The organism is Chlorobium sp. (genome assembly GCF_021740465.1).
GTDB lineage: Bacteria > Bacteroidota > Chlorobiia > Chlorobiales > Chlorobiaceae > Chlorobium.
This window is the reverse complement of the sequence record NZ_JAIOZR010000011.1, coordinates 53,588-78,515: the sequence shown is the minus strand read 5'-3', so window position 1 is coordinate 78,515 and position 24,928 is coordinate 53,588. Positions and strand designations below refer to the sequence as shown.

The 24,928-nt window shown below is 57.5% G+C and carries 24 protein-coding genes and 2 pseudogenes; 2 read left to right on the top strand and 24 right to left on the bottom strand.

All coding sequences use genetic code 11. The features are described from left to right. The 14 genes and pseudogenes from K9G39_RS06895 to obgE all read right to left on the bottom strand — a co-directional run. Nucleotides 1-207: pseudogene (locus K9G39_RS06895) on the bottom strand (SAM-dependent DNA methyltransferase); the annotation flags it as partial. Nucleotides 208-209: 2 nt separating this feature from the next. Continuing rightward, nucleotides 210-371 (bottom strand): annotated as a pseudogene (locus tag K9G39_RS06890) (XamI family restriction endonuclease); the annotation flags it as partial. A gap of 195 nt (nt 372-566) precedes the next feature. Next, a complete protein-coding gene (locus tag K9G39_RS06885; protein WP_292004193.1) occupies nt 567-1,385 on the bottom strand; it encodes a DUF2971 domain-containing protein in 819 nt (272 codons plus the stop codon). 79 nt (nt 1,386-1,464) lie between these two features. Continuing rightward, entirely contained in the window at nt 1,465-2,709 is a 1,245-nt protein-coding gene (locus K9G39_RS06880) for a DNA adenine methylase (protein ID WP_292004192.1), read from the bottom strand. After that, entirely contained in the window at nt 2,709-3,524 is an 816-nt protein-coding gene (locus tag K9G39_RS06875; RefSeq protein ID WP_292004191.1) for a hypothetical protein, read from the bottom strand. Before K9G39_RS06875 ends, K9G39_RS06880 begins: the two co-directional genes overlap by 1 nt. 390 nt (nt 3,525-3,914) lie before the next feature. Next, nucleotides 3,915-6,494 (bottom strand): hypothetical protein, encoded by a 2,580-nt coding sequence (locus tag K9G39_RS06870; RefSeq protein ID WP_292004190.1) that lies wholly within the window; start codon nt 6,492-6,494, stop codon nt 3,915-3,917. A 167-nt stretch (nt 6,495-6,661) separates the two neighbouring features. Further along, complete coding sequence (locus K9G39_RS06865) at nt 6,662-8,236, bottom strand: polysaccharide biosynthesis C-terminal domain-containing protein (protein WP_292004189.1); 1,575 nt, start codon at nt 8,234-8,236, stop codon at nt 6,662-6,664. Next, a complete protein-coding gene (locus K9G39_RS06860) occupies nt 8,233-9,393 on the bottom strand; it encodes a glycosyltransferase (RefSeq protein WP_292004188.1) in 1,161 nt (386 codons plus the stop codon). The genes K9G39_RS06865 and K9G39_RS06860 overlap by 4 nt, the downstream gene beginning before the upstream one ends. Beyond that, nucleotides 9,374-9,949, bottom strand: coding sequence for a methyltransferase domain-containing protein (locus K9G39_RS06855; RefSeq protein WP_292004187.1), 576 nt, complete (start codon nt 9,947-9,949; stop codon nt 9,374-9,376). Before K9G39_RS06855 ends, K9G39_RS06860 begins: the two co-directional genes overlap by 20 nt. Beyond that, on the bottom strand, nt 9,946-10,794 hold the full coding sequence (locus K9G39_RS06850; protein ID WP_292004186.1) for a glycosyltransferase family 2 protein: 849 nt from the start codon (nt 10,792-10,794) through the stop codon (nt 9,946-9,948). The genes K9G39_RS06855 and K9G39_RS06850 overlap by 4 nt, the downstream gene beginning before the upstream one ends. Further along, a complete protein-coding gene (locus K9G39_RS06845; RefSeq protein ID WP_292004185.1) occupies nt 10,791-11,924 on the bottom strand; it encodes a glycosyltransferase family 4 protein in 1,134 nt (377 codons plus the stop codon). Before K9G39_RS06845 ends, K9G39_RS06850 begins: the two co-directional genes overlap by 4 nt. Nucleotides 11,925-11,957: 33 nt before the next feature. After that, on the bottom strand, nt 11,958-12,224 hold the full coding sequence (locus K9G39_RS06840; RefSeq protein ID WP_292004184.1) for an HPr family phosphocarrier protein: 267 nt from the start codon (nt 12,222-12,224) through the stop codon (nt 11,958-11,960). A 47-nt stretch (nt 12,225-12,271) separates the two neighbouring features. Then, nucleotides 12,272-12,721 carry an N-acetyltransferase gene (locus K9G39_RS06835; RefSeq protein WP_292004198.1) on the bottom strand — a complete coding sequence of 150 codons (450 nt, stop codon included), beginning with the start codon at nt 12,719-12,721 and terminating at the stop codon, nt 12,272-12,274. A gap of 20 nt (nt 12,722-12,741) precedes the next feature. Next, the gene (gene obgE, locus K9G39_RS06830; RefSeq protein WP_292004183.1) at nt 12,742-13,761 is read right to left on the bottom strand and encodes a GTPase ObgE; all 1,020 of its coding nucleotides are present in this window, start codon (nt 13,759-13,761) and stop codon (nt 12,742-12,744) included. A 133-nt stretch (nt 13,762-13,894) separates the two neighbouring features. Here obgE and xseB point away from each other — a divergent pair, with 133 nt between their 5' ends. After that, nucleotides 13,895-14,161: an exodeoxyribonuclease VII small subunit gene (gene xseB / locus K9G39_RS06825; RefSeq protein ID WP_292004182.1), complete on the top strand. Its 267-nt coding sequence runs from the start codon at nt 13,895-13,897 to the stop codon at nt 14,159-14,161. A gap of 7 nt (nt 14,162-14,168) precedes the next feature. Here the strand turns inward: xseB and gatB are convergent, their stop codons facing one another. The 10 genes from gatB to K9G39_RS06775 all read right to left on the bottom strand — a co-directional run bounded on the left by gatB (nt 14,169) and on the right by K9G39_RS06775 (nt 23,838). Continuing rightward, nucleotides 14,169-15,596: an Asp-tRNA(Asn)/Glu-tRNA(Gln) amidotransferase subunit GatB gene (gene gatB, locus K9G39_RS06820; protein WP_292004181.1), complete on the bottom strand. Its 1,428-nt coding sequence runs from the start codon at nt 15,594-15,596 to the stop codon at nt 14,169-14,171. A 67-nt stretch (nt 15,597-15,663) separates the two neighbouring features. Next, a complete protein-coding gene (locus K9G39_RS06815) occupies nt 15,664-16,197 on the bottom strand; it encodes a lipid-binding SYLF domain-containing protein (protein WP_363319368.1) in 534 nt (177 codons plus the stop codon). Between the two features lie 325 nt (nt 16,198-16,522). Continuing rightward, complete coding sequence (locus K9G39_RS06810) at nt 16,523-17,851, bottom strand: Clp protease N-terminal domain-containing protein (RefSeq protein WP_292004180.1); 1,329 nt, start codon at nt 17,849-17,851, stop codon at nt 16,523-16,525. A gap of 217 nt (nt 17,852-18,068) precedes the next feature. After that, nucleotides 18,069-18,368 (bottom strand): hypothetical protein, encoded by a 300-nt coding sequence (locus tag K9G39_RS06805; protein WP_292004179.1) that lies wholly within the window; start codon nt 18,366-18,368, stop codon nt 18,069-18,071. Nucleotides 18,369-18,496: 128 nt separating this feature from the next. Then, entirely contained in the window at nt 18,497-19,510 is a 1,014-nt protein-coding gene (locus K9G39_RS06800; protein WP_292004178.1) for a VWA domain-containing protein, read from the bottom strand. Between the two features lie 93 nt (nt 19,511-19,603). Next, nucleotides 19,604-20,581, bottom strand: coding sequence for a VWA domain-containing protein (locus K9G39_RS06795; RefSeq protein ID WP_292004177.1), 978 nt, complete (start codon nt 20,579-20,581; stop codon nt 19,604-19,606). 73 nt (nt 20,582-20,654) lie between these two features. Continuing rightward, a complete protein-coding gene (locus K9G39_RS06790; RefSeq protein WP_292004176.1) occupies nt 20,655-21,623 on the bottom strand; it encodes a hypothetical protein in 969 nt (322 codons plus the stop codon). Beyond that, nucleotides 21,607-22,500, bottom strand: a complete 894-nt coding sequence (locus K9G39_RS06785; protein ID WP_292004175.1) for a DUF58 domain-containing protein — start codon at nt 22,498-22,500, stop codon at nt 21,607-21,609. Before K9G39_RS06785 ends, K9G39_RS06790 begins: the two co-directional genes overlap by 17 nt. A 49-nt stretch (nt 22,501-22,549) precedes the next feature. Next, nucleotides 22,550-23,548, bottom strand: a complete 999-nt coding sequence (locus K9G39_RS06780) for a MoxR family ATPase (protein WP_292004174.1) — start codon at nt 23,546-23,548, stop codon at nt 22,550-22,552. Between the two features lie 62 nt (nt 23,549-23,610). Then, nucleotides 23,611-23,838, bottom strand: a complete 228-nt coding sequence (locus tag K9G39_RS06775; RefSeq protein WP_292004173.1) for a hypothetical protein — start codon at nt 23,836-23,838, stop codon at nt 23,611-23,613. A gap of 21 nt (nt 23,839-23,859) precedes the next feature. On the opposite strand from K9G39_RS06775, the gene tsaD reads away from it, so the two are divergent. Further along, on the top strand, nt 23,860-24,921 hold the full coding sequence (tsaD, locus tag K9G39_RS06770) for a tRNA (adenosine(37)-N6)-threonylcarbamoyltransferase complex transferase subunit TsaD (RefSeq protein ID WP_292004172.1): 1,062 nt from the start codon (nt 23,860-23,862) through the stop codon (nt 24,919-24,921). Nucleotides 24,922-24,928 lie beyond the last annotated feature (7 nt).

The window sequence follows — 24,928 nt, the reverse complement described above, 5'->3', positions numbered from 1 at the left end:
TGAGCCTGTCCCTACTGCAGGATCGAGAAAACGGACAGGTTCATCTTCAGGAATCAGCGTTGACGCATAGGTAAGGATATCGAGAGCAAGGGCTGTCGGCGTCGCGAACTGGCCGAGACGGTTGCGTTCAGCCTGAGTCTTCCCGGCGTCGAGTTCGCTTTGCAGCCTGAGGCGGTTCGCCTCGAATGTATCCTGTAAAACCGTCATGCTCATATCCCGAAAAGCGCCATGTCGTCGATGCGATGTTCCCAGACCCAGTCGATGCCTTCTGCGGCCTCATATCCAAGATAACCGCTGTCGAAATAACCGCACAGGAAAAGATTGAACCGGACATTCCGCCCATAGGTGCTGCGAAGCTGGCTCATCTTGAGAGTAGAATTAGGGGAGAACATTAATTTCAGTCACTTTTCACCACGTCATGACAAGGATTTTCGAAAACTTCCAACTTCGATACCTCGACAAACTTGGCCCTTACAGGGTGCACAGACGGATACTCGATCCGCTGGGTAAGTAAACGATCAAGGCTAGCTGCATCGTAAGGCATCAGCTTGAGCTGCTGGTTAGTCTTAATGATAGCCAACGTCTTCACTGATTCTTTTGAAAAGCTGAGAGATCCTACAAAATCTTTTGCCGTCCTTTGAATTGATATCAGTGCGCTTCGGGTAATCAATGGTTATATCAAGGCCCATATGGTAAATAGTACGTGCGATCCATTCGCCGGTCTCTGTTGCTGGAGAAACAAGTATTTCATCAATAAAATCGAATAAATCACCCGTTGGCACTGTCTCTATAGAGTGATTTTTTTCTGAATCAGTGATAAGAATAAACCGGTATTCTGACTCGTAGCGGAAGGAGACTCTCTTGTGAAGAAGGGTATAGATTTGATCTGGCGCTTTAATTGTCTTTGAAAAGCTATTTGCCGCCGCATAATATACAGGACCATGATATATGGTGTAACCAGAAGGATATTCTTGGCATATATCTACAAACTTACCTATAGTGGTTTTTATTCTTACGCCGCCATTCTGACAATACGATTGCCACATCGCGGCAGAGCCATGCTGCTTCAATTCTTCAACAGCATTCTTGTGCTCCCTTTCGGTACTGTAAAGAACTCTTGGCTCCTCTTGCAGAGTCCAGCAACTTGCATAGAAATCGCTAATAACATTGTGCTTTGCGTGATTCTCCTTATGCTGTCGGCTCATAAAATCAAAATGAGATCCTTCAAATGAATCTGGCCAGTTCTTAATTTTAGAAAACGGTATTCTCTTAAACTCAAGTAAAAACAAAAAGCTTTCAAGCGACAAATAACGGTATATAGGAGTAGAGAGTTGGATATTCTCCTCTTCAAGGAAAAGACATTCAATAATTTTATTACGTTCCATTGTTTTGGTAACGTTTGAGCTACCCGAAGGGCAAAAGCAGAGCAAAGCGCCGATTTTACCCGTCGGGTTGAGCGATTTGTTAGCCGTTTTTCCACCGTGCGACAACATCGAACTCCACCAACTCTTTCTTTGAGTTACGCTTGCGAATTGCACGACATTCAATTTCACTGAACCCAAGTGCTGCCAGCATTTCGGCATACAATAGTTCCGTAGAAACCAGCGTTCCGTAGAATGTTGAATTTCCAACTATGTAGTGCAACTCCGCGCCACGGTCGAGCACTGGTGTTAATCGCAGAAAGTGAGACCACATGTCATCAAAATACTTCGCCACATAATTGGCGAGCACAGCGCCATTCTTGTTACCGGCCTGTGCGATCTTGTCTAGTGCCGCAGAAAGATTAGTGCTTTTGAAATAGTCTGTGGGACGCTTCCAATCTGTCAAACGGCTTGTGGCGATCCCCCAAGTGCCGCCTATGGCTGTCCAGTCCAACTCCCCAGCATCTCTGCCGTTAATCAAGAACCCAAGCCAGTACATATACGGGCGAAGCTCTCGAATATAAGACATTCGGTTAGCGTAAGGAGGGGAAGTGACGACAAGGTCGAACATGCCTTCAACCACTTCTGCGGGGTTCCTTGAATCGCCAAGGACAACATATCCCTCACCTATAGGGTTTTCGCTGGCACCGCTAAGCACAAAACGAACATCCTCGGTAAAGACGTATGCCATATCCACATCGAAACCAATATCGAATTGCCCGTCATCCTTAAACGACATTGATTGATGATTGAAGGCTGCGTTCGATAACTCAATTAAGGTTCGGCAAAAAGCAATCAGTAACAGAGTGCGTTCCGCAGAATGTTCCTTTGACACTGCTGGAATAGCCGAACGAAGAAGCCGCAGAAAATCGAGCGACTTTGAACTCCACCACCGTTCTATATTGTGGATAGGTGGAGCGGGCACAGGCTCAACGCTTTGCTTTCTAACTAAGTCAAGCGCGGACGCGCAGGCTTCCCGCGTTGCAGAAAGCTGCTTAGGACTGTAATGCGCGGTTTTTGCTTGAGCGAGCCACACTAGAAACGGATTGATGTCAGTCGTAACACCTTCGTGCCCATGGTAGGCAGCACTCAAGACAGTAGTACCAGTGCCGCAGAATGGATCAAAAATGCGTTTTGCTTGTTCGTGACCAACAATCAACTCTTCAACAATCTTAAGAGAGTAGGCAGGGGTAAGACGAAGCCAACCATGCCGCCCTGTCCTTGAATTGAACTTGTAGGTGTAATCTGACCGCTGGCGAAGTTGCTCACGTTCTAGTAACGCAGACATTATTTTGTCTCCGGTGTGAGCAATGCTTTCAGTACAGTATCTATTTCTGATCTGAACGTCTTGCTGTTACGTTTGAAGAATGCGGCAAGGTCGTAGCCGATTACATCACGCATGAAATCGTAGGTTGAAATAAGGGGGTTATTTGCGCCCTCGATGCCGGTAACGACGGCCCATTTTTCTGCACGGTAACGGAGCAGGATGTCACTGTCGATTTGCGCTGACAAAATAACCGCGCATGGAAAATAAGCCTTTGTATATGCGGTTGCTGCGTTTGCAATGTCGGCGTTCTGACGCTTAGAGTCTTTGCTTTTGTAGCCCTGCCGAACTTCGAAGATAGTACCAGTCAAGGTCGAAAATACGTTTGGATCAACACCGATAGATTCGGCGGAATCCTTCATCCATGCGTGGAAACGAGCACGCTTTGCTTTGTCGGCAATTTTGTCGAGTGACACACGTCCGTCAAGGTACAACGTCCGAGTCTTCCCGTTGGGAAGCGGAATTGTATAAGACCATGTAACATCGGCTTCAGATAAACCAAGAGCGTCTTTGACCGCGGTTCGGAAGAGCTTCTCACACCCAATACCAATTTGCCTATATACGCTGGTCATACCACCTGCCGCTTTGTGAGCGGCATACATCATCGGGTTGTCTAAACCGAACCAGCTATAGAATGGATCACTTTGGTAAAGCGTTTGAAATTGAGCGAGTGTAAGCCCGTTTCCCTTTGCGCCTTGACCAAATTTCGGCTTGTACTTGGCGCACACCCTTATCGGCTCAAGAACAAGATCAAGGTATGCGGCATCGTTTTGTTTCAATGGAAGGACTCCTGACAAATTTTCATGATTTTAAGCGAATATGCGTTCGAACTCCATGTTGAACGGCTAATAATAATTAGATTGATCCCCCTAAACCGAGAACTTTTGAATAATAACCCATATAACACGCAAATAAAGAACCACCTAAAACCAAATTAATCGTATAAATTAGAATCACTTAAGCATTGCATGACTTTTATTTCCAGGTCTTATACGGATCGGTATAACAACGTCACTTACAAACCGTCAACAGGGCAGCGTCTGGCGGATAACATCTTGTTTCATAGAAACCTATATCACGTTAACGATACGGATTTTTTCAGAACATCCGGATAAATAAGGGCAAGACTCAACGCCAATAAAATGGCACCCGATAAAAACAGCCTGTTCTCAGGAAACCTGCTTTTTCTTCTTCCCAACTCTCCCTATAAAAACCCCGCCAACAATCATCAGCACCGCAACGCCGAACGCACCAAGCGATATATTCCTGCCCTTGTCGAAATCGGAGCGGTCGTAGGTGAAGGTGAGTTCGTGCTCTCCTGCGGGAATTTGCACTCCGCGGATGAGGCCGTTCACCTCTTTCGTAAAGACGGTCCTGCCGTCGAGGATCGCCTGCCAGCGGAGAGGATAGAATATCTCGCTTGTCACGAGGAAAGCTTCGGAGGGGGCGCTGACTTTCAGCGTCATGCTTTCGGCCGTGCGCTGCACTGATTGAATGGTGCCTTCGGCGAAGCGTCTGGCGCCCTGCCACTCCGCGCCGTCAACGTACACCGAACGGCAGTCGCTGCCGTCCTGCAGCACCTGTGCGAAGATGTCGTCGCGGCTGGATAGGCCGGTTACCGTGGTGGCGAACCAGGCTCTCGGGCAGCCTGCTTTCAGGCGGTAGACCCATGCGGGAACGTCGCCGGAGACGAGGCGGAGGGTGCCCTGCTTCACCGGTTCGAGGTCCGGATGCTGCACCTCGGCTGGCGAGACCACGTAGCGGACGTTGAGCATTCTGAGGGCGGCAAGCGAGGAGAGATTCTCCGTGCGCTGCAGAAACTCTTCGTAATTCCTGAGTTTTGCGGGGTGATAACCGCCGACCGATTCGATGCCGGAGAGGGCGAACTTGTTTTCGCCGAAAAGCGGGCCGACGGGGTAGACACGGAACGGGCCTTTCTGTGAAGCAAGAAAGCTGGTGACGTCGTCAGGCGCGAGTGCGGTTTCGACCTGCTGACGCTGCACGAGCACGGGCGAACGGAGCGAGGCTTCCGGGGGGCTGATGATTTTCGCATTGAGAAGCAGCAGGTCGCCGATGGCGAGCAGCGCGATCAGTGCGGCAAGCTTCGGGCCGGAGAGGAACTTCCTCATGCCGGGCCATGCGAGGCCCGCAGCGAGCACCGCAAGCAGGCCGGACATCACCACACTGTCCCGGATGCTCTCCCACCGAACCTTGTTCACCATGAAGGCCAGATCGAAATTCTCGACCGGCGGAGGGGGAAAGATCGAGCGGAAAAAACCCTCGAATCCCTCGCCGACAAGCAGAATAAGCACAATCACAAGGGCGGCAGCGAGCGCGAGCGATTTCAGGGGAATCCGGAGCGACTTTTCTGGCGCGTCGAGCAGCCAGTGCAGGCCGAAACCGGCGAGCAGCGAGAGGTTGAGCCCTGCGACGATCAGCACCATGGATGGCACCCTGAACCGGCTGAAAAGCGGAGCGAAGTTGTAGAAAAGGTCGAACACCGGGCTGAAGAAGCTGCCGAAGGAGATGAGCAGCGCAAGCAGCGTGCTGCCGCCGAGAAAGAGCACGAAGGGATCGCGGCGCCGGGCGACGAATCCCGCGAAAGCAAGCAGCAGCACCACGATGCCCGCGTAGTGCGGGAAGTCGGTAAAGGGCATGAACCCCCAGTAGGTGACGCCCCCGAACCCGTAGAGGCCGGGCACGAGAAAGGTGAGCAGCTCGACCGGGTGCATCGACCACATCGTGGCGTACTCCATTGCGGCTCCGCCTCCGCCTGCCGCTCCCCTGACCGAATATGCGGCATACTCCGAAGCGGGCAGGTACACCGCCGCCGAGATGGCGATGCCGACCACGCAGGCTGTAGCAAAAAAACCGGCTCTCTTCAGGCTCTCTTTCACCGTTTTGTGACCTGAAACAAGCAGTACCACGGCAAGCAGGCCCATGACCAGCCAGGTGTACCAGGCGATCTGCACATGCGCGCGCTGAAGCTGAAAGCCAAGCAGGATCGCGAGCATCCCCGCGTCCCCAAGCAGAGCGCGAGTGCTCAAGGTGCCCTTGGCACCGCGAGTGTCAAGTTCCGGAGCGTGAGTGCCCAAGGCTCCACTGGAGCCGCGACTGTCAAGAGTGCCCCTGGCACCCAAAGCGCCTCTGGCGCTGCGAGTATCAAAAACTCTGAGTGTTGCCCAGAGCACCCACGGCATGTATGCCGCGGTCATGAGCTGGCTGCCGTGGCCGTGCATGAGCATGGCGGTCATATAGGGGTTCAGCATGAAGGCCGCGCCGCCGAGAAAGGCTGCGGCATGGTGCAGCCGGAAGCTGCGCAGGAGCGCGTAGCCACCGAGCCCGGCGAAACAGAGGTGCAGGATCTGCGAACCGATGTCGCCGAACGGCAGACGCGAAAAGACGATATTAGGGTAGTAGAGCCCTCCGAGGTAGCTGAACGCCTCGACGGTAGGCATGCCTGCAAAGGTCCAGGGCTGCCAGAGCGGGTATTGACCCGATGCGTCACACAGCCGGTCGAGCGCGATGGAGGAGGCCAGGGGCACCAGCGAATCGGGTGCGGAGAGCGTCATCGGCAGGAATACGAGCTGGTAGTAGAGCGCAAGGGCAAGCAGCAGGTAAGCTGCAGCGGCTGCGGCGTAAGGCAGAACCCCGTTCTTCGCAGGGATCCCGCCCAGTGGCGACGCGACCGGCTTATCCGGCGTTACTGACTTTTGCTGCTTGGGCTGCTTGGCTGACTTTTCTGGCATTATGATTTGGAACGACGTTAGTACCTATCAATCTACAGGGAACCACTAAAAAGTGTGATGAGCGATCAAAGGGCAAGGCGGACGGAGCGGAGAAACCGGAGTGTACACGGAGTACATGAGGATTTCGAGCACCGACCAACGCAGCAATTTGTTTGCGCAATAGCTTTTTAGTGCTTCCCTAAAATAAGCTCCCTATCCTCTGCTTCCAACCTGAACAGCAGCGTAAGGCCGAAATAGGCTGCCGTGCAGATCGCGATGCCAGACACCGAGGAAACCGCCGGACCTAACCCGAGCAGCCACGGCCTGCAAAGCCAGAGCAGGAGTGCGGTGCCTGCGCCTGCCGCCGCCGGTTTCCAGAGCGCGCCGGAGAAGGAGCTGACGCCGAGCACCCTTGAGACCTGCAGAAGCCTGAGCGCGGAGAGCAACAGCATGGCGCCGAGCGAAGCCGCGGCCGCGCCGGCAGTGCCGTAGAGCGGAATGAGCAGCACGGAGAGCGCTACCTGCACGGCAAGCGCGACGAGCGCGTTCAGGAAGGTGACGCGCCCGTGGCCCGCCATGGAGAGCACGGTGCCGGCGATACCGCCGAAGGCCTGGGCGAACGCGGCGGCGGCAAGCAGCACGAGCGCCGGAGCGGAGGCCGAAAAGCGGGGCCCGAAAAGCAGCAGCACCGGTTCGGGAAGCACCATCAGAAAAACCGTGGCCGGGGTGACGAGGAGCACCATCCATCGGGTGACGAGGCGGTAGAGCCGTCCGGTTTCGGCGCTCTCGTCCCCGGCCTGCAGTGCGGCGACGAGCGGGGCGGCGATGCCGGAAAATGCCGGAAGCACGGCCCTGAGCAGCCCCGCAGTGCGCGCGGCGGGCTGGTAGAGGCCGGAGAGTACCGGACCTCCGAGCATGCCGAGCAGGAGGACGTCGAGCCAGTAGGCGATCATGCTCACGAGCGAGACCCCGAGCAGCGGAAAGGCGAAGGCCTTCATCCGGCGATCGGCAGGAGCGCCGAGCACCTCCCGGATGCCGGTGCCGGTTTTCAGGCGGAGCTGCCGCCAGATCCAGAGGCAGGAGAGCACGGAGGCCGCCGTATAGGGCACGAGCAGCGCCGGGCCGGGAACGGCGGCAAAGGCGAGCAGCAGCGTGAGGACGAGCATGGCGACGGGTGCGATGAGCTGCGTGGCCACGATTTTCGGCACGAGGTCGCGATGCCCCTGCAGCGCATGACCTGCAACCGTTGCAGCCACGTTGAAGGGCACGGCCACGGCGTAGGAGAGCAGCGCAAAGTGCAGCAGCGTGCCGCCGCCCCCGAGCGGAGCGCTACCTCCGAGCGAAGCGCTAACGTCAAGCGGAGCGCTGCCAAGCGAAGCGCTGCCAAGCGAAGCGCTACCACCATTAAACAGCCGGGCGAGCGGTGCGGAGAAGAACATGACGAGCAGAGCCGGAACGAGGCTCATGAGGAGCGCGCTGCGGATGGCGAGCCCCGCTGCGTCCGATGCCTTGCGACCTTCCGCCTGGTAGATGTTCACGTAACGCACCGCGGCGGCATCGTACCCCGCCACGCCGAAGGTCTCGACGATCTGCATGACGGCGAGCGCCAGAGCGTAGACGCCGAGCGACTCCTCTCCGAGCATGCGGGCCACCGCCATGTTGAAACCGAAGCGCACGGCCTGGCCGAAAATGAATCCGCCGTAGGAGATGCCTGCCTGTCCGGCGATGAGCGCGTTCCGGTTGGCGGATCTGTGCCTGTTCATCCGGCCTCCCTTTCCGATGCTCGAAGCAGTTCCTCTTCCATCCGCAGGGCAAGCGCGTCCCAGCTGTGCGCCCTGGCGAACGCCTGCCGTTCCGCCCTGCGTGTGTCGCGGAGCGCTTCGGGCACCATGGCCACGAACTCTTCCGCAGTGCCTGCGATATGGATTAACCCGCGGGCCGCGCCGAGCGCGCTGCAGTAGTCGATGGCAAGCACCGGCACGCCCGCCGCGGCATATTCGTAGAGCTTGTTGGGGTGCGAAGCCCGTTTGAGGGGATCGCAAAGCAGCGGCATGAGCGCGAGGTCAAAGCGCTGCACCCATGCGGGAAGTTCGCGGTAGTCAATCCTGCCGAACCAGTGCACGTTCGGCAGTTCAAGAAGCGCCCGGTTCCGATCCTGCCATGTGCGGTCGTAGGCGGGACCGAGCAGCACAATCCGGCAGTGCGGACAGGCTGCGGCCATCTCCCGGAGCAGCTCCGTATCGACCCAGTCCATCGCGCCGGCATAGCCGAGGAGCGGGCGGCCTTCCGCAGCGAACACGGCAAGCTCAGGCGGCGCGTCAGGAAGAGGCGTGGCAAAGTGGTCGTACTCGACGCCGTTGCCGAGTTCGACGCAGCGGATACCCGTTGGCAGCGGCAAACGTGCGGTCAGCTCGGGACTGACTGAAAAGACGAGCCTGCACCTTTCGAGATATCGGGACTGGTAGCCCGGCAGCCACGAAGGCGAACCCGGAAAGGCGAGATGGTCGTCGTTGGCGTCGTAGAAGCGAAGGGCGCACGGCATCCGTGCCGCCACCCTCCCCCAGTACACGTTGCTGAGGCCGATGATGCGGTCGTGCGAAGCGAAACCGAGCCTCCGCAGCCAGAAGCGCAGGATGAGCCCTCCCGCTGCGGCAACCGCGTTACGCAAGAGCTCGACGTCGAGCAGCCGCCCGATGCGGTACGGCACGGTTTTCAGAAAGGGCACGGTAACCACCGTGACGTTGCCCCGAGTCACGGGCTGCCAGTGCGCGCTTCGTCCGAGGGCGTAAGGTTCGACGAAGAGGATGCGCCAGCGCGGCGAAAAGCGCTGCAGCAGCCGCTGCTTGCGGGTGGAGAGGAAGTCCCACTGGACTTCCGAGAACCAGACGAGGTCTATCTGGTCACGCCTGCCGGAGCTCATGGATCAGCACCTTTTCATGGAATGCGCGAAGCAACGGCTTAAGGCCGGTAAGGTAGAAGGGCCAGCGGCGGATGCGGAAGCTGCCGGAACGGATGCTGCTGAATCCGGCCCTCCTGATAAGCGAATCGAGCTCGGAAGGGCTCATCTCGTGGAAGTGGTCGGGGCTTTTGAGCATTGCCGGCTTGGCCGCAGGCACCGAAACGAAGAGCCGGGCATGGGGCCCTGCAAGCACCTTGCGCACTTCGAGCAGCGCGTGCAGGGGGTTGAAAAGGTGTTCGAGCACCTCGAAGGCGGTCACCACGTCGTAGCTGCCCGAGAGCGGATCCAGGTCGAGATCGCAACCGGTGCTGGCGAAGGGACAGCCGAAAAGCCTTTCGAGGTCGTCGCAGAGCGGCGTACGGTCGCCGAGGTCGAGTCCGGAAGCGGCCCGCGAACCGACCTTTGTATCGGCAAGGGGCGAACCTTCGACGAAGCACAAGGTTTTCTGCCAGCGGATCATGTTCGCTTCGTCGGTGCAGTAGCGCCGGTCGATGATGTTCCTGTACTCTGCCTTCATGATCTGTCGGACGGTTTTCGTGCAAGCGTGTGCAGCAGAGCGCCTGCGGCCTGTGCGAAGAGGGAGAACGGGTAGAAGATGAATCCGCTCCATGCCCGGTGCTTTCTCATAAGGTACAGCATTGCCGCGCTTTTCCGCACGATCTTGCGTGGATGCATGCCGCTGCCGTACGATGCGGAAACCCGGTGCCACACCCGCGCCGCCGGTTCGTACACGACGGTGAGGCCGGCACTTCGCACGCGAAGCGAGAGATCGACATCCTCGGCGTACATACCGAACCGCTCGTCGAAACCGCCGAAACCCTCAAAATCGCGGCTTCGCATGGCGATGCAGCAGCCGGTGGCGTAGCCGGTCTCATTGCGGCGGGCGTACGCCGGGCCGTGCGGCTCCCGGATGCCGAGGTGCCGCACCAGCCCAAGCCCAAGCCGTACCACGCCGCCTGCGTACCATATCCGGTCGGGATCGTCCATATAAAATATTTCAGGCACCGCAATACCGGCTTCGGGGTCGTTGCGCAGAACTGCGGTCAGCGCCGCGATGGCCTCCGGTGCGACGACGGTATCGTTGTTGAGGAACACCACGTACTCGGGACTGCGCTGCATGGCGTGGCGGAAGCCCGCGTTGTTGCCTGCCGCATAGCCGAGATTACTCCGGTTCGACAACACTTCCACGCCGGGAAAGCCCTGTCGAACAGCGTCTACCGAGCCGTCCGTCGATCCGTTATCGACCACGAGCACCCGCACCTGCTCCGAAAGCAGGGGATCGAGCGAATGAAGGCACCTCACGAGATCGTCCCGGCGGTTCCAGTTAAGAACGATGACCGTGGTCAGGGGCGGCGCGCTCACTGTTGTCGTACGAAGGAGTGGATGAAACCCGCAGCCTCGCCGCCAAACCGTTCCCACGAGTGCCCGCTCGCGTACTCCCTGACCGATTGCGGCATTGCCGAACGGAGTTCATCGCCGAGAAACCCGAGCACGGCTGCGGCAATGGCTTCCGGAGAAACACTCCCGGCGATCCACCCCGTTTTGCCCTGCTCCACCTCGGCGGCAAGACCGCCTGCAGGGGTAACGATAACCGGCAGGCCGTATCCGTAGGCAAGCTGCACCACGCCGGACTGCGAGGCCTGAAGGTACGGGAGCACCGCAGCGTCTGCTGCGGCGAAGTAGCGTGCGGCATCCTGGTCGCTCGCATAACCGGGGCGGAGCTCCACGCTCCCGGCTATGCCGAGCTGCCCGATCAGCTCCCGGAAAGCGGATTCCGGTTCGTAGAACTGCCCTGCAACCAGAAGACGGGCCTCCGGATATGCGGCGAGAATGGAGGGCATCGCGCGAAGCAGGAGGTCGAGCCCCTTGTAGCGACGCACGTAGCCGAAAAAAAGCAGCACGGGAACGTCGCCCTCATACCCGAGCGTGCGGCGGGCTTCGCTTTTTTCAGGCCTTTGACTGCCGGAAAAGGGTGGATAAACCGGATGGAAGAGTTCAGCGACCGGCTTGGTGTTGCCCGAAACCGCAAGCGCACCCGATACCTCACCGGAAAGCGCGATGAAGCCGTCAGCCGAGGCAAAAAGCAGCTTGCGCAGGAACGGTTCGAACATAAAGGGTTCGTGAGTGGAGAGATTGTGCAGCAACACGACGGTTCTGATACCGGAAAGCTTCCGGACGGCGAAAAGCAGCGGGGCGAGCAGGCCGGTCCAGTAAGCGAAGAGCAGCACGTCGGGACGATCGCACTTCAGGCTGCGCAGCAGGGCGAGCCATGAAAAGGGGTTGTACAGCACAAGTGAATATATACTTGTTTCGGCGACGTGTTCGGGTACTTCAGGGGAGTGGCCGCGAACGAGAAAGGATGGATACAGCCTTTTGAAACCGAAACGTCGCACAACGTGCCCTCTCGCCTGCAGCTCGTCCGCAAGGAGACCGCTGAAGCGGGATATCCCCCCCTTGAGGGGAAAAAAAGGAGAGATGAACGCTATACGCAAAATGGAAACGGGATAGAGAAAACCTTACGGGTCCTACTGCTCGCCGAACCCCTGTTCAAAAAACTCGACAAGCTGGCGGGCCGCCTCGTCGGCGTCCTCGCCTTCAAGCTTCAGGGTGAGCCTGGTGCCTTTGGGGGCGGCAAGGCTCATTACCCCGATAATCGATTTCGCATTGATTTCAACGCCCTGCATTTCGATGAAAAAATCGGACTTGAAACGCGAGGCAAGCTTTACGACCGCTGCTGCCGGCCGGGTGTGCAGGCCTGCGTTGTTTTTTACGATGACTTCCTGGACAATCACGGATTCTGGGCTGTTGAATGGATTAATGTACCTGCTCTGAACGCTCGTCAGAGGTTTTTTACCATGGCGATCTCGTCACACGCCATGAGTTTCGGGCAATGAGTGCAATCCCTCCATATTTTCTGGGGAAAATACTCTTTTTTAATTTCAGAAAAGCCCAGACTTCCGAAAAAATCGGGACTGAGCGTCAGTACGAAGACCTCCTTCACTCCCTCCTCCCGGAGAATCTCCTCGGCCTTTTCGACCAGCAGTCGTCCGGTTCCCCTCCGTTTATGCTGCGCAAGCACCGCGACGGAACGGATTTCGGCAAGCTTCGAGGTGTAAAAGGCAATTGCGCAGCAGCCTATGATCTTTCCCTGATGCTCCGCAACAAAAAAATTACGGATGTTCTCGATCACGCTTTCAGCCGAACGTTCGAGCATGATGCCCTCCCGGGCATACTCTGCTGTAATGGCCGCAATGGTGCCGGCGTCGGAAAGACGCGCATGCCTGACCATGGCCCCGGACTCCTCTGCCTTCACTCCTCCTCCTCTCTCCTGTCAAGATACTTTTTATCGGAAGCGTGGGATGAAACCCTCACCCACAGCTCGTCTTTCAGCTCCTTGAGCCCCATGCCGGTCACGCTCGAAATGGCCAGCACCCTGACGCCGTCTTCAAGTGCCGGGATAACCAGGTCATCGGGCGCTATATCCATTTTGGTCACGATGGCGATTCTCGGCTTCAGGAGCAGAGAGGCGGCGAACTTCTCCATCTCACCGAGAAGGGTGGCGTATTCAGCCTCGATATCCCCGGAGTCCGCCGTCAGAAGTACGGCCAGCACCTTGGTGCGCTCGATATGGCGAAGGAACTGCAGTCCGAGGCCCCGCCCCTCGGCGGCCCCTTCGATAATGCCCGGAATATCGGCCATCACAAACGACTTGTACTCCTCGTAACGCACGATACCAAGATTCGGCACCAGCGTCGTGAACGGGTAATCGGCGATTTTCGGTCTTGCCGCGCTCAATACCGATATCAGGGTCGATTTGCCCGCATTGGGAAACCCGACAAGCCCCACGTCGGCCATGAGCTTCAGCTCCATTTCCAGTTCGACCTCTTCTCCGGTTCCGGGAGGCAGGGAAAACCTTGGTGCCTGGCGCGTGGCCGTAGCGAAATGCTGGTTGCCGCGCCCGCCCCTGCCGCCCGAGGCGACAAGCATCTTCTCGTCGTCGACGGTCATATCGGCAATGACCTCGCCTGTCGCGGCGTTGCGTACGAGGGTGCCGCACGGCACGTCGATCACGATATCGGCCCCGTCCTTTCCGGTCTTGCGCGCACCCTGGCCGTGCGAACCCCGGCCTGCCAGATAGTTGCGTTTATATTTGAAATCGAGCAGCGTGGTCAGCTGACTGTTGGCGCGAAGCCATACATGGCCCCCCCTGCCGCCGTCTCCTCCGTCGGGACCTCCCTTCGGAACAAACTTCTCCCTGCGAAAACTTACACATCCTTTCCCGCCATCGCCTGCCTTGACAGAGATAACGGCACTATCGACAAATTTCACTCATGCACCTGCCTTTTTGAATAATCAACCTCATTATGTATCTATCGTTAGTAAAGTGTTCATCTATCTATTTTTTCCGTCTCACTGGCAATCAACAGATGTACCCTGAACCCGTAACCCAACCGTTGCATCGATGGCAAAAACCGCTGCCGCAGAGCAGAAACAGAATGCTCTTTCGATCGAGGAGCTCATGACCCGACTCGAAGAAATAACCAGGAACATCGAAAACCCCGATACCGGCATCGAGAGCTCGATCGCCCTCTACGAAGAGGGACTCGCCATTGCAGGAAAGTGCAAGGATCGGCTGCAGGAGGCCCGAAGGAAGATCGAGGTCATCAACCCCGAACTCGCAAAAACCTGGCCGGAAACTGCCCGCACCAAGGATCTTTTCGACTCCTGATATCCCCTCAGCCGTCGAGACGGCTTTTCAGCACCTCGTTGAGCATCTGCGGATTCCCCTTGCCCTTCATGCGGGCCATGCACTGGCCCACGAAGAACCCGAACAGTTTGGTTTTTCCTTCACGGTAGTCGGCAAGCTGCTTCGGATTGGCGGCAAGAATCGCGTCAACCGTCGCCTCGATGGCGCCGGTATCGGATACCTGTGCAAGCCCTTCGCGCTCGACGATCTCTTCCGCCGTAGCTTCGCCCGTCTGCATCATTTCGAACACCTGCTTGGCGATGGTGTTGCTGACGGTTCCGTTGCCGATCAGCCGGATAAGCCCGCCGAGCCGCTCCGGCGAGATGGCGAACTCCGCGATGTCGAGATATTTCTCCTTGAGGGTGCGCATCACCTCGCCCATGACCCAGTTCGATGCCGCCTTGGCATCGCCCGAAACCGCTACGGTCTCCTCGAAGTAATCGGCGACTTCGCGTTCGACCGTCAGAACTGCGGCATCGTATGCCGGAATGCAGTACTCTTCAACAAAACGGCGCTCGCGATCCTCGGGAAACTCGGGCAACTCGAGCCTGATGCGTTCGAGCATCCCGCTGTCGACAAGCACCGGCACCAGATCGGGATCGGGAAAATAACGGTAGTCGTGAGCGAACTCCTTGCCGCGCATCGAACGGGTCTCCCCCTTGTCGGCATCCCAGAGCCTGGTTTCCTGTACAATTTTTCCACCACCCTCGATGACGTCGATATGGCGCTGCATTTCGTACTCGATGGCCTTCTCGACATTCTTGAAGGAGTTCATGTTCTTGATCTCGGTGCGGGTGCCGTACTCCTCGTCGCCGAACAGGCGGACCGAAACGTTGGCGTCGCAGCGGAGGCTGCCCTCCTCCATGTTGCCGTCGGAAATGCCAAGGTACTTCACGATCTGACGAAGCTTCTGCAGATAGGCCGACGCCTCCTTCGAAGTCCGGATATCGGGGTAGCTGACAATTTCAAGAAGCGGTACGCCGCAACGGTTCACGTCGATATAGGTCTCCTCGCCGATATCATGAATGGATTTGCCGGCATCCTCCTCGATATGGATCCTGATCAGCCGGATTTCGCGGCGGCCTTCACCACCGTCGATATGCAGCATGCCTTCCGTGCAGATCGGTTCCTCGAACTGGGATATCTGGTATCCTTTCGGAAGATCGGGGTAGAAATAGTTCTTGCGGGCAAGAACTGAGGAGGGAGCTATCGCGCAGCCGGTTGCCAGACCGAGCTTGACGGCATCCTCCACCACGCGGGCGTTCAGCACCGGAAGGGCTCCCGGAAGAGCCAGGCATACCGGACACACGTTGGTGTTGGCCGGGTTACCGAAGCGGGTTGAACAACCGCAGAAGGCCTTGCTGTTGGTGTTGAGCTGACAGTGGACCTCAAGGCCCACGACTAATTCATACTTCATTGAAACATTTACTCTTTTGGTGCCTTTTATTGAAAAAGCTCGATCCTTCCCGCCTCAACCGGGCCGCTCAGAACGGCTTGTAACTGAACTTCTGGCCTCCGACGGTGGCTTCGGCCATAACCCCGGCCTTCGGAATGACGAAAACCGCTACGCCGTTCGAGTAATCGATATTGGTAGCCATTCCGGAATTCACCAGCACGGCCGTAGCCTGCGCGTTCAGTTCGAAGTTCCCTCTCTTGAAATTGTCGAGGTCCTCCTTGCTCTTGAAAAACACGATTTCGGCAAACGACTGTCCGCCGAGCTGCGGCCCTACGTTCACCTGCGTAATGGAGGAACGCCCGATAAGGGTGTTCAGCTCGTAAACGTATCCGCTGCCGTGAGCGCCGCCGAGCATGATGAGCCCCCCCTTGTAGACATCCGGAAATACGGCGTATCCGTAGGCATGCTCAAAAAACCGGTCAAGGCCCGGAGCGTTTTTCCTGAAAAACTCGACCGCGTTGGCGGCATCGTCCCCATCGCGAGGATCCCAGCCTGCGAAAGCGCTCTGTACAAACATTCCTGCCAGCATGAAGGCCAACACAACAATCCTCATCATTTTCATCGTTCCGCTCCGTTTTTTGTTGGTTAATAAAATCAAACCGTAGAAAACCTACAATGTCATGCAACCCTTAATGTACGAATTTTCAGGAAGAAAAGAGAATGGGGCAAAATGCGGGAAGTAAGTATTCAGTAGCCGGTATTCGGTATAGCCGGAGAATTCAGAAATATTCGTCATTTGAGTCCCTGAGGTGCTTTTGTCCCTTGTCTATCGACAAAAGCACCTCAGGGACGAATGTTCGGGATGCTTCACCGGCTGGCTTCGGAAGCATCTTCTTCCGGCGGCTCACCGCCCACAGCTTACCGCTCACAATTTTCCTGCCCACGGCTTACGTTGTTCCGCCGGCTTCGAGCTCGCGCTTGAGGGCTTCACGCTCGATCTCCAGGCGACGTATCTCGCGGTTCAGACGGTCGAGCTCCTCGGGGCTGCTGTCGATCTCGAGCCGCAGGCGCGAGGAGGCCTCGTCGATGAGGTCGATAGCCTTGTCGGGCAGAAAGCGGTCTGATATGTAACGATTCGACAGCTCGGCGGCCGCGACGAGGGCGGCATCCTTGATACGCACGCCGTGGTGGATTTCGTACTTCTCCTTGAGGCCGCGCAGAATGGAAACCGTGTCCTCGACGCTCGGCTGGTCGACCAGCACGGTCTGGAACCGCCGTTCCAGAGCAGCGTCCTTTTCGATATGCTTGCGGTACTCGTCGAGCGTCGTGGCCCCGATACAGCGCAGTTCGCCGCGGGCCAGGGCCGGCTTGAGGATATTGGCCGCATCCATTGAGCCTTCGGCGGAACCCGCTCCGACGAGAAGATGGATCTCGTCGATGAAAAGAATCACCTCGCCGTCGGCCGACTGCACCTCCTTGACCACGGCTTTCAGCCGCTCCTCGAACTCGCCGCGGAACTTCGCACCCGCTACAAGCTGAGCGATATCGAGCGCGGCGATCTGCTTGCTCTTGAGGTTTTCCGGAACGTCGCCGGCAACGATACGCTGGGCGATGCCCTCGACAAGGGCGGTCTTGCCCACACCGGGGTCGCCTATCAGCACGGGATTGTTCTTGGTGCGCCGGCTGAGTATCTGCAGCACCCGGCGGATTTCGTCGTCGCGCCCGATTACAGGATCAAGCTTTCCCCTGCGGGCTTCATCGTTGAGGTTACGCGAATACTTTTTCAGGGAGTTGTAGGTCTCCTCGGCCGTCTGGCTGGTTACCCGCTGCGAACCCCTGATGGTCGCCAGTACCTTGAGAATGGGATTGCGGCTGATACCGGCATCCTGAAGCATGCGCGACACCTTCACCCCGGCTTCACTCATGGCGATAAAAAGGTGCTCGGAACTGATATAGTCGTCCTTGAGGCTTTCTGCCTCCTTGAGGGCCACGTCGAACACCTTGCCTAGATTCTGCGAAACGTACTGCCCGGACGCCGAAGCGCCGGTCACTTTCGGAAGACGCTCTATTTCGCGCTCCACTGCCGAGAGCAGGTTATCGACCGGAGCTTCGAGTTTCCGGGCGATCTGCGCGGCGATACTCGTTCTGTCACTGAGCATGGCGTGAAGCAGGTGCTCGGGCTCGATCTGCTGATGCTGCCGGCTTCCGGCAATCGTGGCCGAGGCCTGCAGGGCCTCCTGGGCTTTGACGGTGAATTTGTTGGGATCGAATTGCATCGTTCGTTCTGTTTTTTTTTCGGACTCCGGAAGTTCTGCAAGGAGATCCTCCGGACATCCCGGTCGTGATCGGGTATCGTAACGTCTTCTTTTATAACCGTCTGAAAGAGAAAAAAGTTAACATCCGAAGAATTTTCGGGGGAAATAAAAAAGCCGCGGAAGATCGAACTGCCGCGACTTTAATGTACCCTGCAAGTGCATCCCGAAAAAAAAGGTATCAGGACACCGGACTGTTGCCTGCCGGCGGTTTCGGAAGGTTCTTCATGAAGGCATTGGTCACAAGCCGCATGATCTCTCCTCCGGTTGCGAGCAGTTCGGCGCTCTTCTCCTGGATATGACGCTGTGTGGCCACCTGGTCCTTGAAATACGCGACGCTTGTGCTGTCGTAATTCTTGCCGCTGACATAGTCGTCGATCACTTTTTCGGCGTCGGTAAACGGCATATTGAAGACCTTGACGCCGAGTTTGGCCCGTTCGATAGGATCAAGGATTTTCTGACCGGTATTCTGCTGCTCCATGGCAATTGAAAATAAGTATTAACGTACCTGAAAAGTGTAGTGTAACCTTTATAATGTAAATAATCTTTCGTCAAGAAACCAGCCCGCACGCTTAAGCCGAAACTCGACCCGAGGCATAAAAAAATGGTTCAGGGCTTCTCATTGCTTCTCCATGCAGCCAGAAGCCTTTCGATGAGCAGGAGCAGCACTCCCGCCCCGAGTACATAGTGGTAGAGTGGATATCCGTCGTCCGGCACCGAAACCAGCCGTGAACCGGCAACGATGCGGTTGATGCGCCCGGCTACGTCGTCGTATACGGTATCCCTGCCTGCCGTATCGAAATAGAGGCCCCCCGATGCCCTGGCAACCTGCTGCAATGCGAGAGGGCTGAAACGGGTTTTGACCGCATTGCCATCCCTGTCGCGCTTAACCTCTCCCGGATGCAAAGGATCAGCAATGAGCGCGTCACCCCACCTCCCCACTCCGAGCACAAAAAGCGTGATGCCCGCCTGTCTGAGCTTTCCGGACGCGGCGACGGCTCCGCCTTCATGATCCTCGCCGTCACTGAGCAGCACGACGATCCGTTCCGCTCGAAACCGCCCTTCATCCCCGAACGCAGGAGGTACGGCAAAAAGCTCGATAGCCTGTTCGAAAGCCGGAGCGAACGAGGTGCCCTGCTGTTCGACCAGAGCCGGAGAGGCCATGCCGATGAGCGCTTCGAACGCATCTCGGTCGTGCGTGAGCGGACACTGCACCAGAGGTTCAGCGGCAAAAAGCAACAGGGCTCGCCGGCCGTCCGGTACCTGGCTGCTGATGCGGAGCGCTGCGTCCCTGGCCCGTTCAAGACGGTCGGGAGGAACGTCCGCGGCAAGCATGCTGCTTGAAACATCGAGCATGAAGACCAGATCGGCTCCCTTGCGAAAAACAACCCGCTGCCCGCGGCAGAGCTGCGGCCCGACAAGAGCGAAAAGCAGAAGGGCAATAGCCGAAAAGTGCAGCATCCGGCCGAAGAGAAGGCGGCGGCGCCCCGGAGCACGTATCATCCCCCGGCTTGCGAACCGCTCCCTCGCCTGCAGCTGCCGCATGAAACCGTAACCGAACAGCACGGCGAGCGGAATCAGCAGCAGCAGGTAACCGAAATTGTCAGGCCAGGCGAAACACATGTGAATAATCGCTTATCATAGTTAACAATTCGCCCTTATGCGGCGCCTCAATTGCTTGTCAGCTTGTCGACCGGTCGTGAATGGCGTCCCCGATCAGGGAACCCTTAACAGCCGGGTGTTGGCAAGAACCGCCTCAACGAGCAGCAGCACAAGAGCCACAACGAGCAGCTGCACGAACAGCCCCGATCTGGTTCTGGTTACGGGGCTGGAAAGCGTGCTTTTTTCAAGACGGTCGATGGACTCGAAGGTCTGGGCAAGCGAGGCCCTGCTTCCAGCACGGAAGTAACGACCGCCTCCCGTCCGGGCGATGCTCCGGAGCTCCTCTTCGTCGAAGGAGGAGGCAGTCGAGCCACCCGAACCCGCACCGACCGTATAGATCCGGATGCCGTGAGCGGCTGCGAAGGAGGCTGCCGTCAGGGGATCGATCTGGCCGGCATTCGAAGATCCGTCGCTGAAAAGTATCATGACTTTCTGTGCGGATTGCGAGACCCTGAGCCTGTTTACGGCAACGAGCACAGCCGTTCCGATTGCCGTTCCGTCATTGCGGACGACTTCGGGTGAAACGGCGTCGAGCAGCATGCGGGTCACCCGGTGGTCGAGCGTGAGCGGACAGAGCGTGTAGGCTTCGCCCTTGAAAACCACCACCCCGATGCGGTCGTCGGGATGCCTTCCGATGAACTCGCGGGCGACCTCCCTGAGCGCATCGAGACGGCTCCGTCCGCCGGCATCCTGCTGCTCCATCGATCCGGAAATATCGAGCACCAGCACCACATCGATTCCCCTCGCTTCGGCAACCGTCTCCTCCAGCACAAGATGAGGACGCGTCATGGCCGCCACAGAGAGCACAAGAGCCGCCCAGCGAAGCCACCCGGGAAGCCGCCGCAAAAAAAGTGGAGCCTCGAACCCATCTCTTCGCAGCCGGTCGACATCGGGAAACATCACCGCCGCAGTGAGGCCTTTTTTCTCCTGCCGGCCAGTCCACCATGCGGCAAGGGCAAGCACCGGAAACAGCAGCAGCCACAGCGGCTCCTCGAGCCCGATCCGGGGGATATGCGTCAGCCACTCCTGCATAGGCAAATCGGTTACCGCGTTAACAGCTTTTTTCCTGCAGCTCTCTCTTCCTCAAACACCTCTTTTTCCGGATTTATTCCGAACCGTCCCGTCCGGAACTTACGATCTCCTCCGCCTGCCGGGTGGAACTCCGGGCCTCTTCGGCAGTGGGACGGCTGTCGGCGAACTTCACGAGATCGGCCTGGCGCAGGAGGTTCATGATTGCGTCGAACGACGAGACACCGAGCTTGCGAAGATCACGCTCGATCTCCTGCGTGACGGCTTCGAGCGCCCTGATATGGTAGTGCCGTTCGAGATACTCCCGCATGACGGCGCTCAGATCGGCGTAGCACTCCGCAGGAGGCAACCCGGCGGAAAGGTGGTTCCGGAGCTTGCGGAGCTTGCGGCGGGCATCCTCTGCCGGATCGAGGGTTTCGGCAAAAAGCCTGATCTTCCGCTTGATGAGAAACAGGACAAGCAGAACAGCTCCCGCCGTGCCGAACACGGCAAGCAGCATGGCTGTCAGGATCGGAAAAGGAAAATCGGGATTCACGGGAGGCTTGAGCGGCCGCAGTTCAAGCATGCCGGAAGGTGCGAGCCGTTTCACGAAAACCGATGCGAGGGAACGGTGCTCACGCCTCTCAAGAGGATGGCCCTCCGTATCACGGAACACGAGGACGAAACCCGGAAGAGGCTGTATGCCAGAGCCGAAAACGGCCAGTTCAAACTCGAAGCGCTCTTCGGCAAGACCTGCGGAGAGCCGCATTGAAGACTGCTTCTGTGCGACAAGATAAAAGGGATCGAGTGCCGAGGAGTCCGGCAGTTCGATCGAGACAAGCGTGCTTTCGGGGCGCTGAACCCGTACCACAAAGATCGCCCTTTCGCCGGCATAGAGAGAGTCGGGTTCGACCGAAACCCCCGAAACAATCAAAACCTCCGAAACTTTCGATGAGGACACGGCCGGGTTTGCACGGAGCGGAAAGCAGACCGCCGTGAAGAGCAGTGCGAGCAGCAGTGCGGCGGCATGAACCGGAATGCCGGTATGATCAGTACCTTCTTTCACGGGACCGGAAAAACGTGTTCAGTTCCCCGATGAACGAGCGCCCGGTATCGAGTCGGACGGTATCGGTTTTCATGCGCAGGAGCTTTTCGCGCAGCGCTTCGGCCTGACGCTGCTGCCCCTGGCTGTAACGTTCGAGCGCCTTGCGGCTCCCTGCATCGACAGTTATGCGCCCTCCGGTTTCGGGGTCTTCAAGATCGAGCAGGCCGGTTTCGGGAAGCCCGCAGTCGAGCGGATCGCTGATGTGCATGAGCACGAAATCATGGCGGGCGTTCAGGAGCTTCATGCCCCGCTCGTAATTGCTGCCGAGCAGATCGGTCAGGAGAAATACAATGGCCTGGCGTTTGCGCATATGGCCAACGAAGGAGAGCACCGCGTCGAAGTCGGTTTTCCGGCTTGCGGGCTTCATCCTGAAAAGCTCCTCGAGAATCACCAGCACCTGCTGCCGCCCTTTCCTCGGAGGAATGAAGGTTTCGACCCTGTCGGTAAAAATGACAAGCCCCACCTTGTCGTTGTTCTGGATGGCGCTGAAGGCAAGCACGGCGCTGACCTCCGCTGCAAGATCCCTTTTGCTTCGCTCCCGGCTGCCGAAAAGCATGGAGGCCGAACCGTCGACGAGCAGCAGCATGGTGCGTTCCCGTTCTTCGGTAAATACCTTGATATAGAGTTCGTGCTTTCGGGCGGAGGTGTTCCAGTCGATGGTCCGTACATCGTCGCCGTACTGGTACTCCCGGACACTCTGGAACTCGATACCCCGCCCCTTGAACGATGAGTGGTATTCACCACTGAAAAGTTCGGCGGCAAGACGCCGTGAACGGATTTCAATCCGCCGGATTGTGTCCGTGAACGCCTTGTGGTTCTGTTCCTCGCTGCGCTTCATGTATCGGTTAACGGGATGTACTTTCCTGTGGTGCCTGACAGGGTAAAATTCACGGCACCTGTATATGCTGGAGAATTTCGCGAATGAAATCGTCCGTCTTTATGTTGTCGGCTTCGGCTTCGTAACCGGGAATTATCCGGTGGCGAAGCGTTTCGTAGGCGATGGCCTTGACATCCTCCGGCGTGATGTAGGCCCGGTGCTGCAGGAATGCATGCGCCTTGGCGGCAAGCAGGAGAAAGATGGAGGCTCTGGGAGATGCGCCGTATTCGATCATGGAAGCAAGCGACGCCAGCCCGTGACCGGCAGGGTTGCGGGTGGCTACCACAAGGTCCACAATGTAGCGCTGAACCCGCGGATCGACATAGATGCGGTCTACAAGCCGGCGCGCGCCGGCAATATCACCCGCGTCGACAACCGGCTTGACCTCAGGCATGGTTCCCGAAGCCGCCGCAAGCTGCATGATCTCGAGTTCTTCATCGTAGGATGGATAACCGACGATAACCTTCATCATGAACCTGTCGATCTGCGCTTCGGGCAGAAGATAGGTGCCTTCGTGCTCGATAGGGTTCTGCGTAGCCAGTACCATAAAGGGTTCGGGAAGCGGAAAGGTGCTGCTGCCGATGGTGACCTGCTTCTCCTGCATGGCTTCCAGCAGGGCGGACTGCACCTTGGCCGGCGAGCGGTTGATTTCGTCGGCAAGAATGACATTGGCGAACAGCGGGCCCTGGCGAGGGTGAAACTCCATATCTTTCGGGCTGTAGACCATGGTGCCCACAAGATCTGCAGGGAGCATGTCGGGAGTGAACTGGATGCGCTGAAACTGCAGGTTCATGGCGGCGGCGAAAGTGCGCACGATAAGGGTTTTGGCCAGTCCCGGCACCCCTTCGAGCAGAATGTGGCCTCCGGCGAGCAGCGCTATGAAAACCCGGTGGACAACCTCTTTCTGACCGATGATCCGGGATGAAATCTGCTCCTCTGCGCGTTCGAGAAACCTCGACGCCTCCCTGATATCCCGGCCCAGTTCCTCGAGCCCTGCTGCATGCTGCATATCTTCCGCCCGTTAAAAGGTTGCTGTAAAACCGACTGCACAATCCCGCCCGGCTTTTTCGATCACGGCTTTTTGTAGAGATGCCTGAAACCGAAAACAAGCAGGGCGACTCCTGCTATCAGGGCCGGCCAGGTGTAGATGTCCGGAATATAGAAGCCGCTGTTCAGGATGCCGACCTCGGGAGCCAGAAGCAGAACGAGATCCGCCCCGAGAAGGATCATGAGCACGCCCAGAAAGCTCACCTTGAGCCTCGGTTTGCTATTGTTTACCGGTTTGTTAGCTTTTGCCATACGTCCAGAGAAAATTATACCATGAATATTTTAGGAATAGAAACCAGCTGCGACGAAACCTCCGCAGCCATCCTGCTCGGCAGGAGGGTAGCCTCGAACATCGTCAGCTCACAGCGCTGCCATACCGGTTTCGGAGGAGTTGTCCCGGAACTCGCCTCGAGAGAACACGAACGGATGATTGTTTCCATAGTTGACAGTGCAGTAACTGAAGCCAATATAACGAAAAATGAGCTCGATTGCATAGCGGCCACAGCCGGCCCCGGCCTTATCGGCGCTGTCATGGTAGGTCTCTGTTTCGCCGAGGGAATGGCCTTCTCCCTCGGAATACCCTTCGTTCCGGTGAACCATATCGAGGCCCACATGTTTTCGGCCTTCATTCCTGAATCTCCCGAACACCGTTCACCCGAAGGACCGTTCGTTTCGCTGACCGTCTCCGGAGGCCATACGCTTCTCTCTGTCGTGCAGGAGGATCTCTCCTATGTGGTTATCGGGAGAACACTTGACGACGCTGCAGGTGAGGCCTTCGACAAGACCGGCAAGATGCTCGGCCTCGCCTATCCCGCAGGACCGGTTATCGACCGGCTGGCGACCGGCGGCGACCGGCACTTTCACGAATTCCCCAGAGCTCTGACATCGAGCTCGCAGACAAGCAGAAACTATCGGGGAAACTTCGATTTCAGTTTTTCGGGCCTGAAAACCTCGGTGCTCACCTGGCTGCAGAAACATCCGGAAGAGTACATCAGGGCACACCTGCAGGATATCGCCGCATCGGTTCAGCATGCCATCGTCAGTGTTCTGGTGGAAAAAACCCTGGCCGCGGCACAGCACTACCGGGTCGGGGCCGTTTCCGTAGCAGGAGGGGTAAGTGCCAACTCTGCCCTGAGAAACGCCATGAAAGAGGCATGCATGCGCCACGGCATCGAACTCTATCTCCCGGGAACGGTCTACTCGACCGATAATGCAGCCATGATCGCTTCGCTGGCCGGGCTTATGTACGAAAAAGGCCTCGTCAGGAAAAACCGCTACGATGTCGCACCGTTTTCGAGCTTTGGCGTCCGTACCCGCAAGGCGTCATTGACATAGTCAGGTT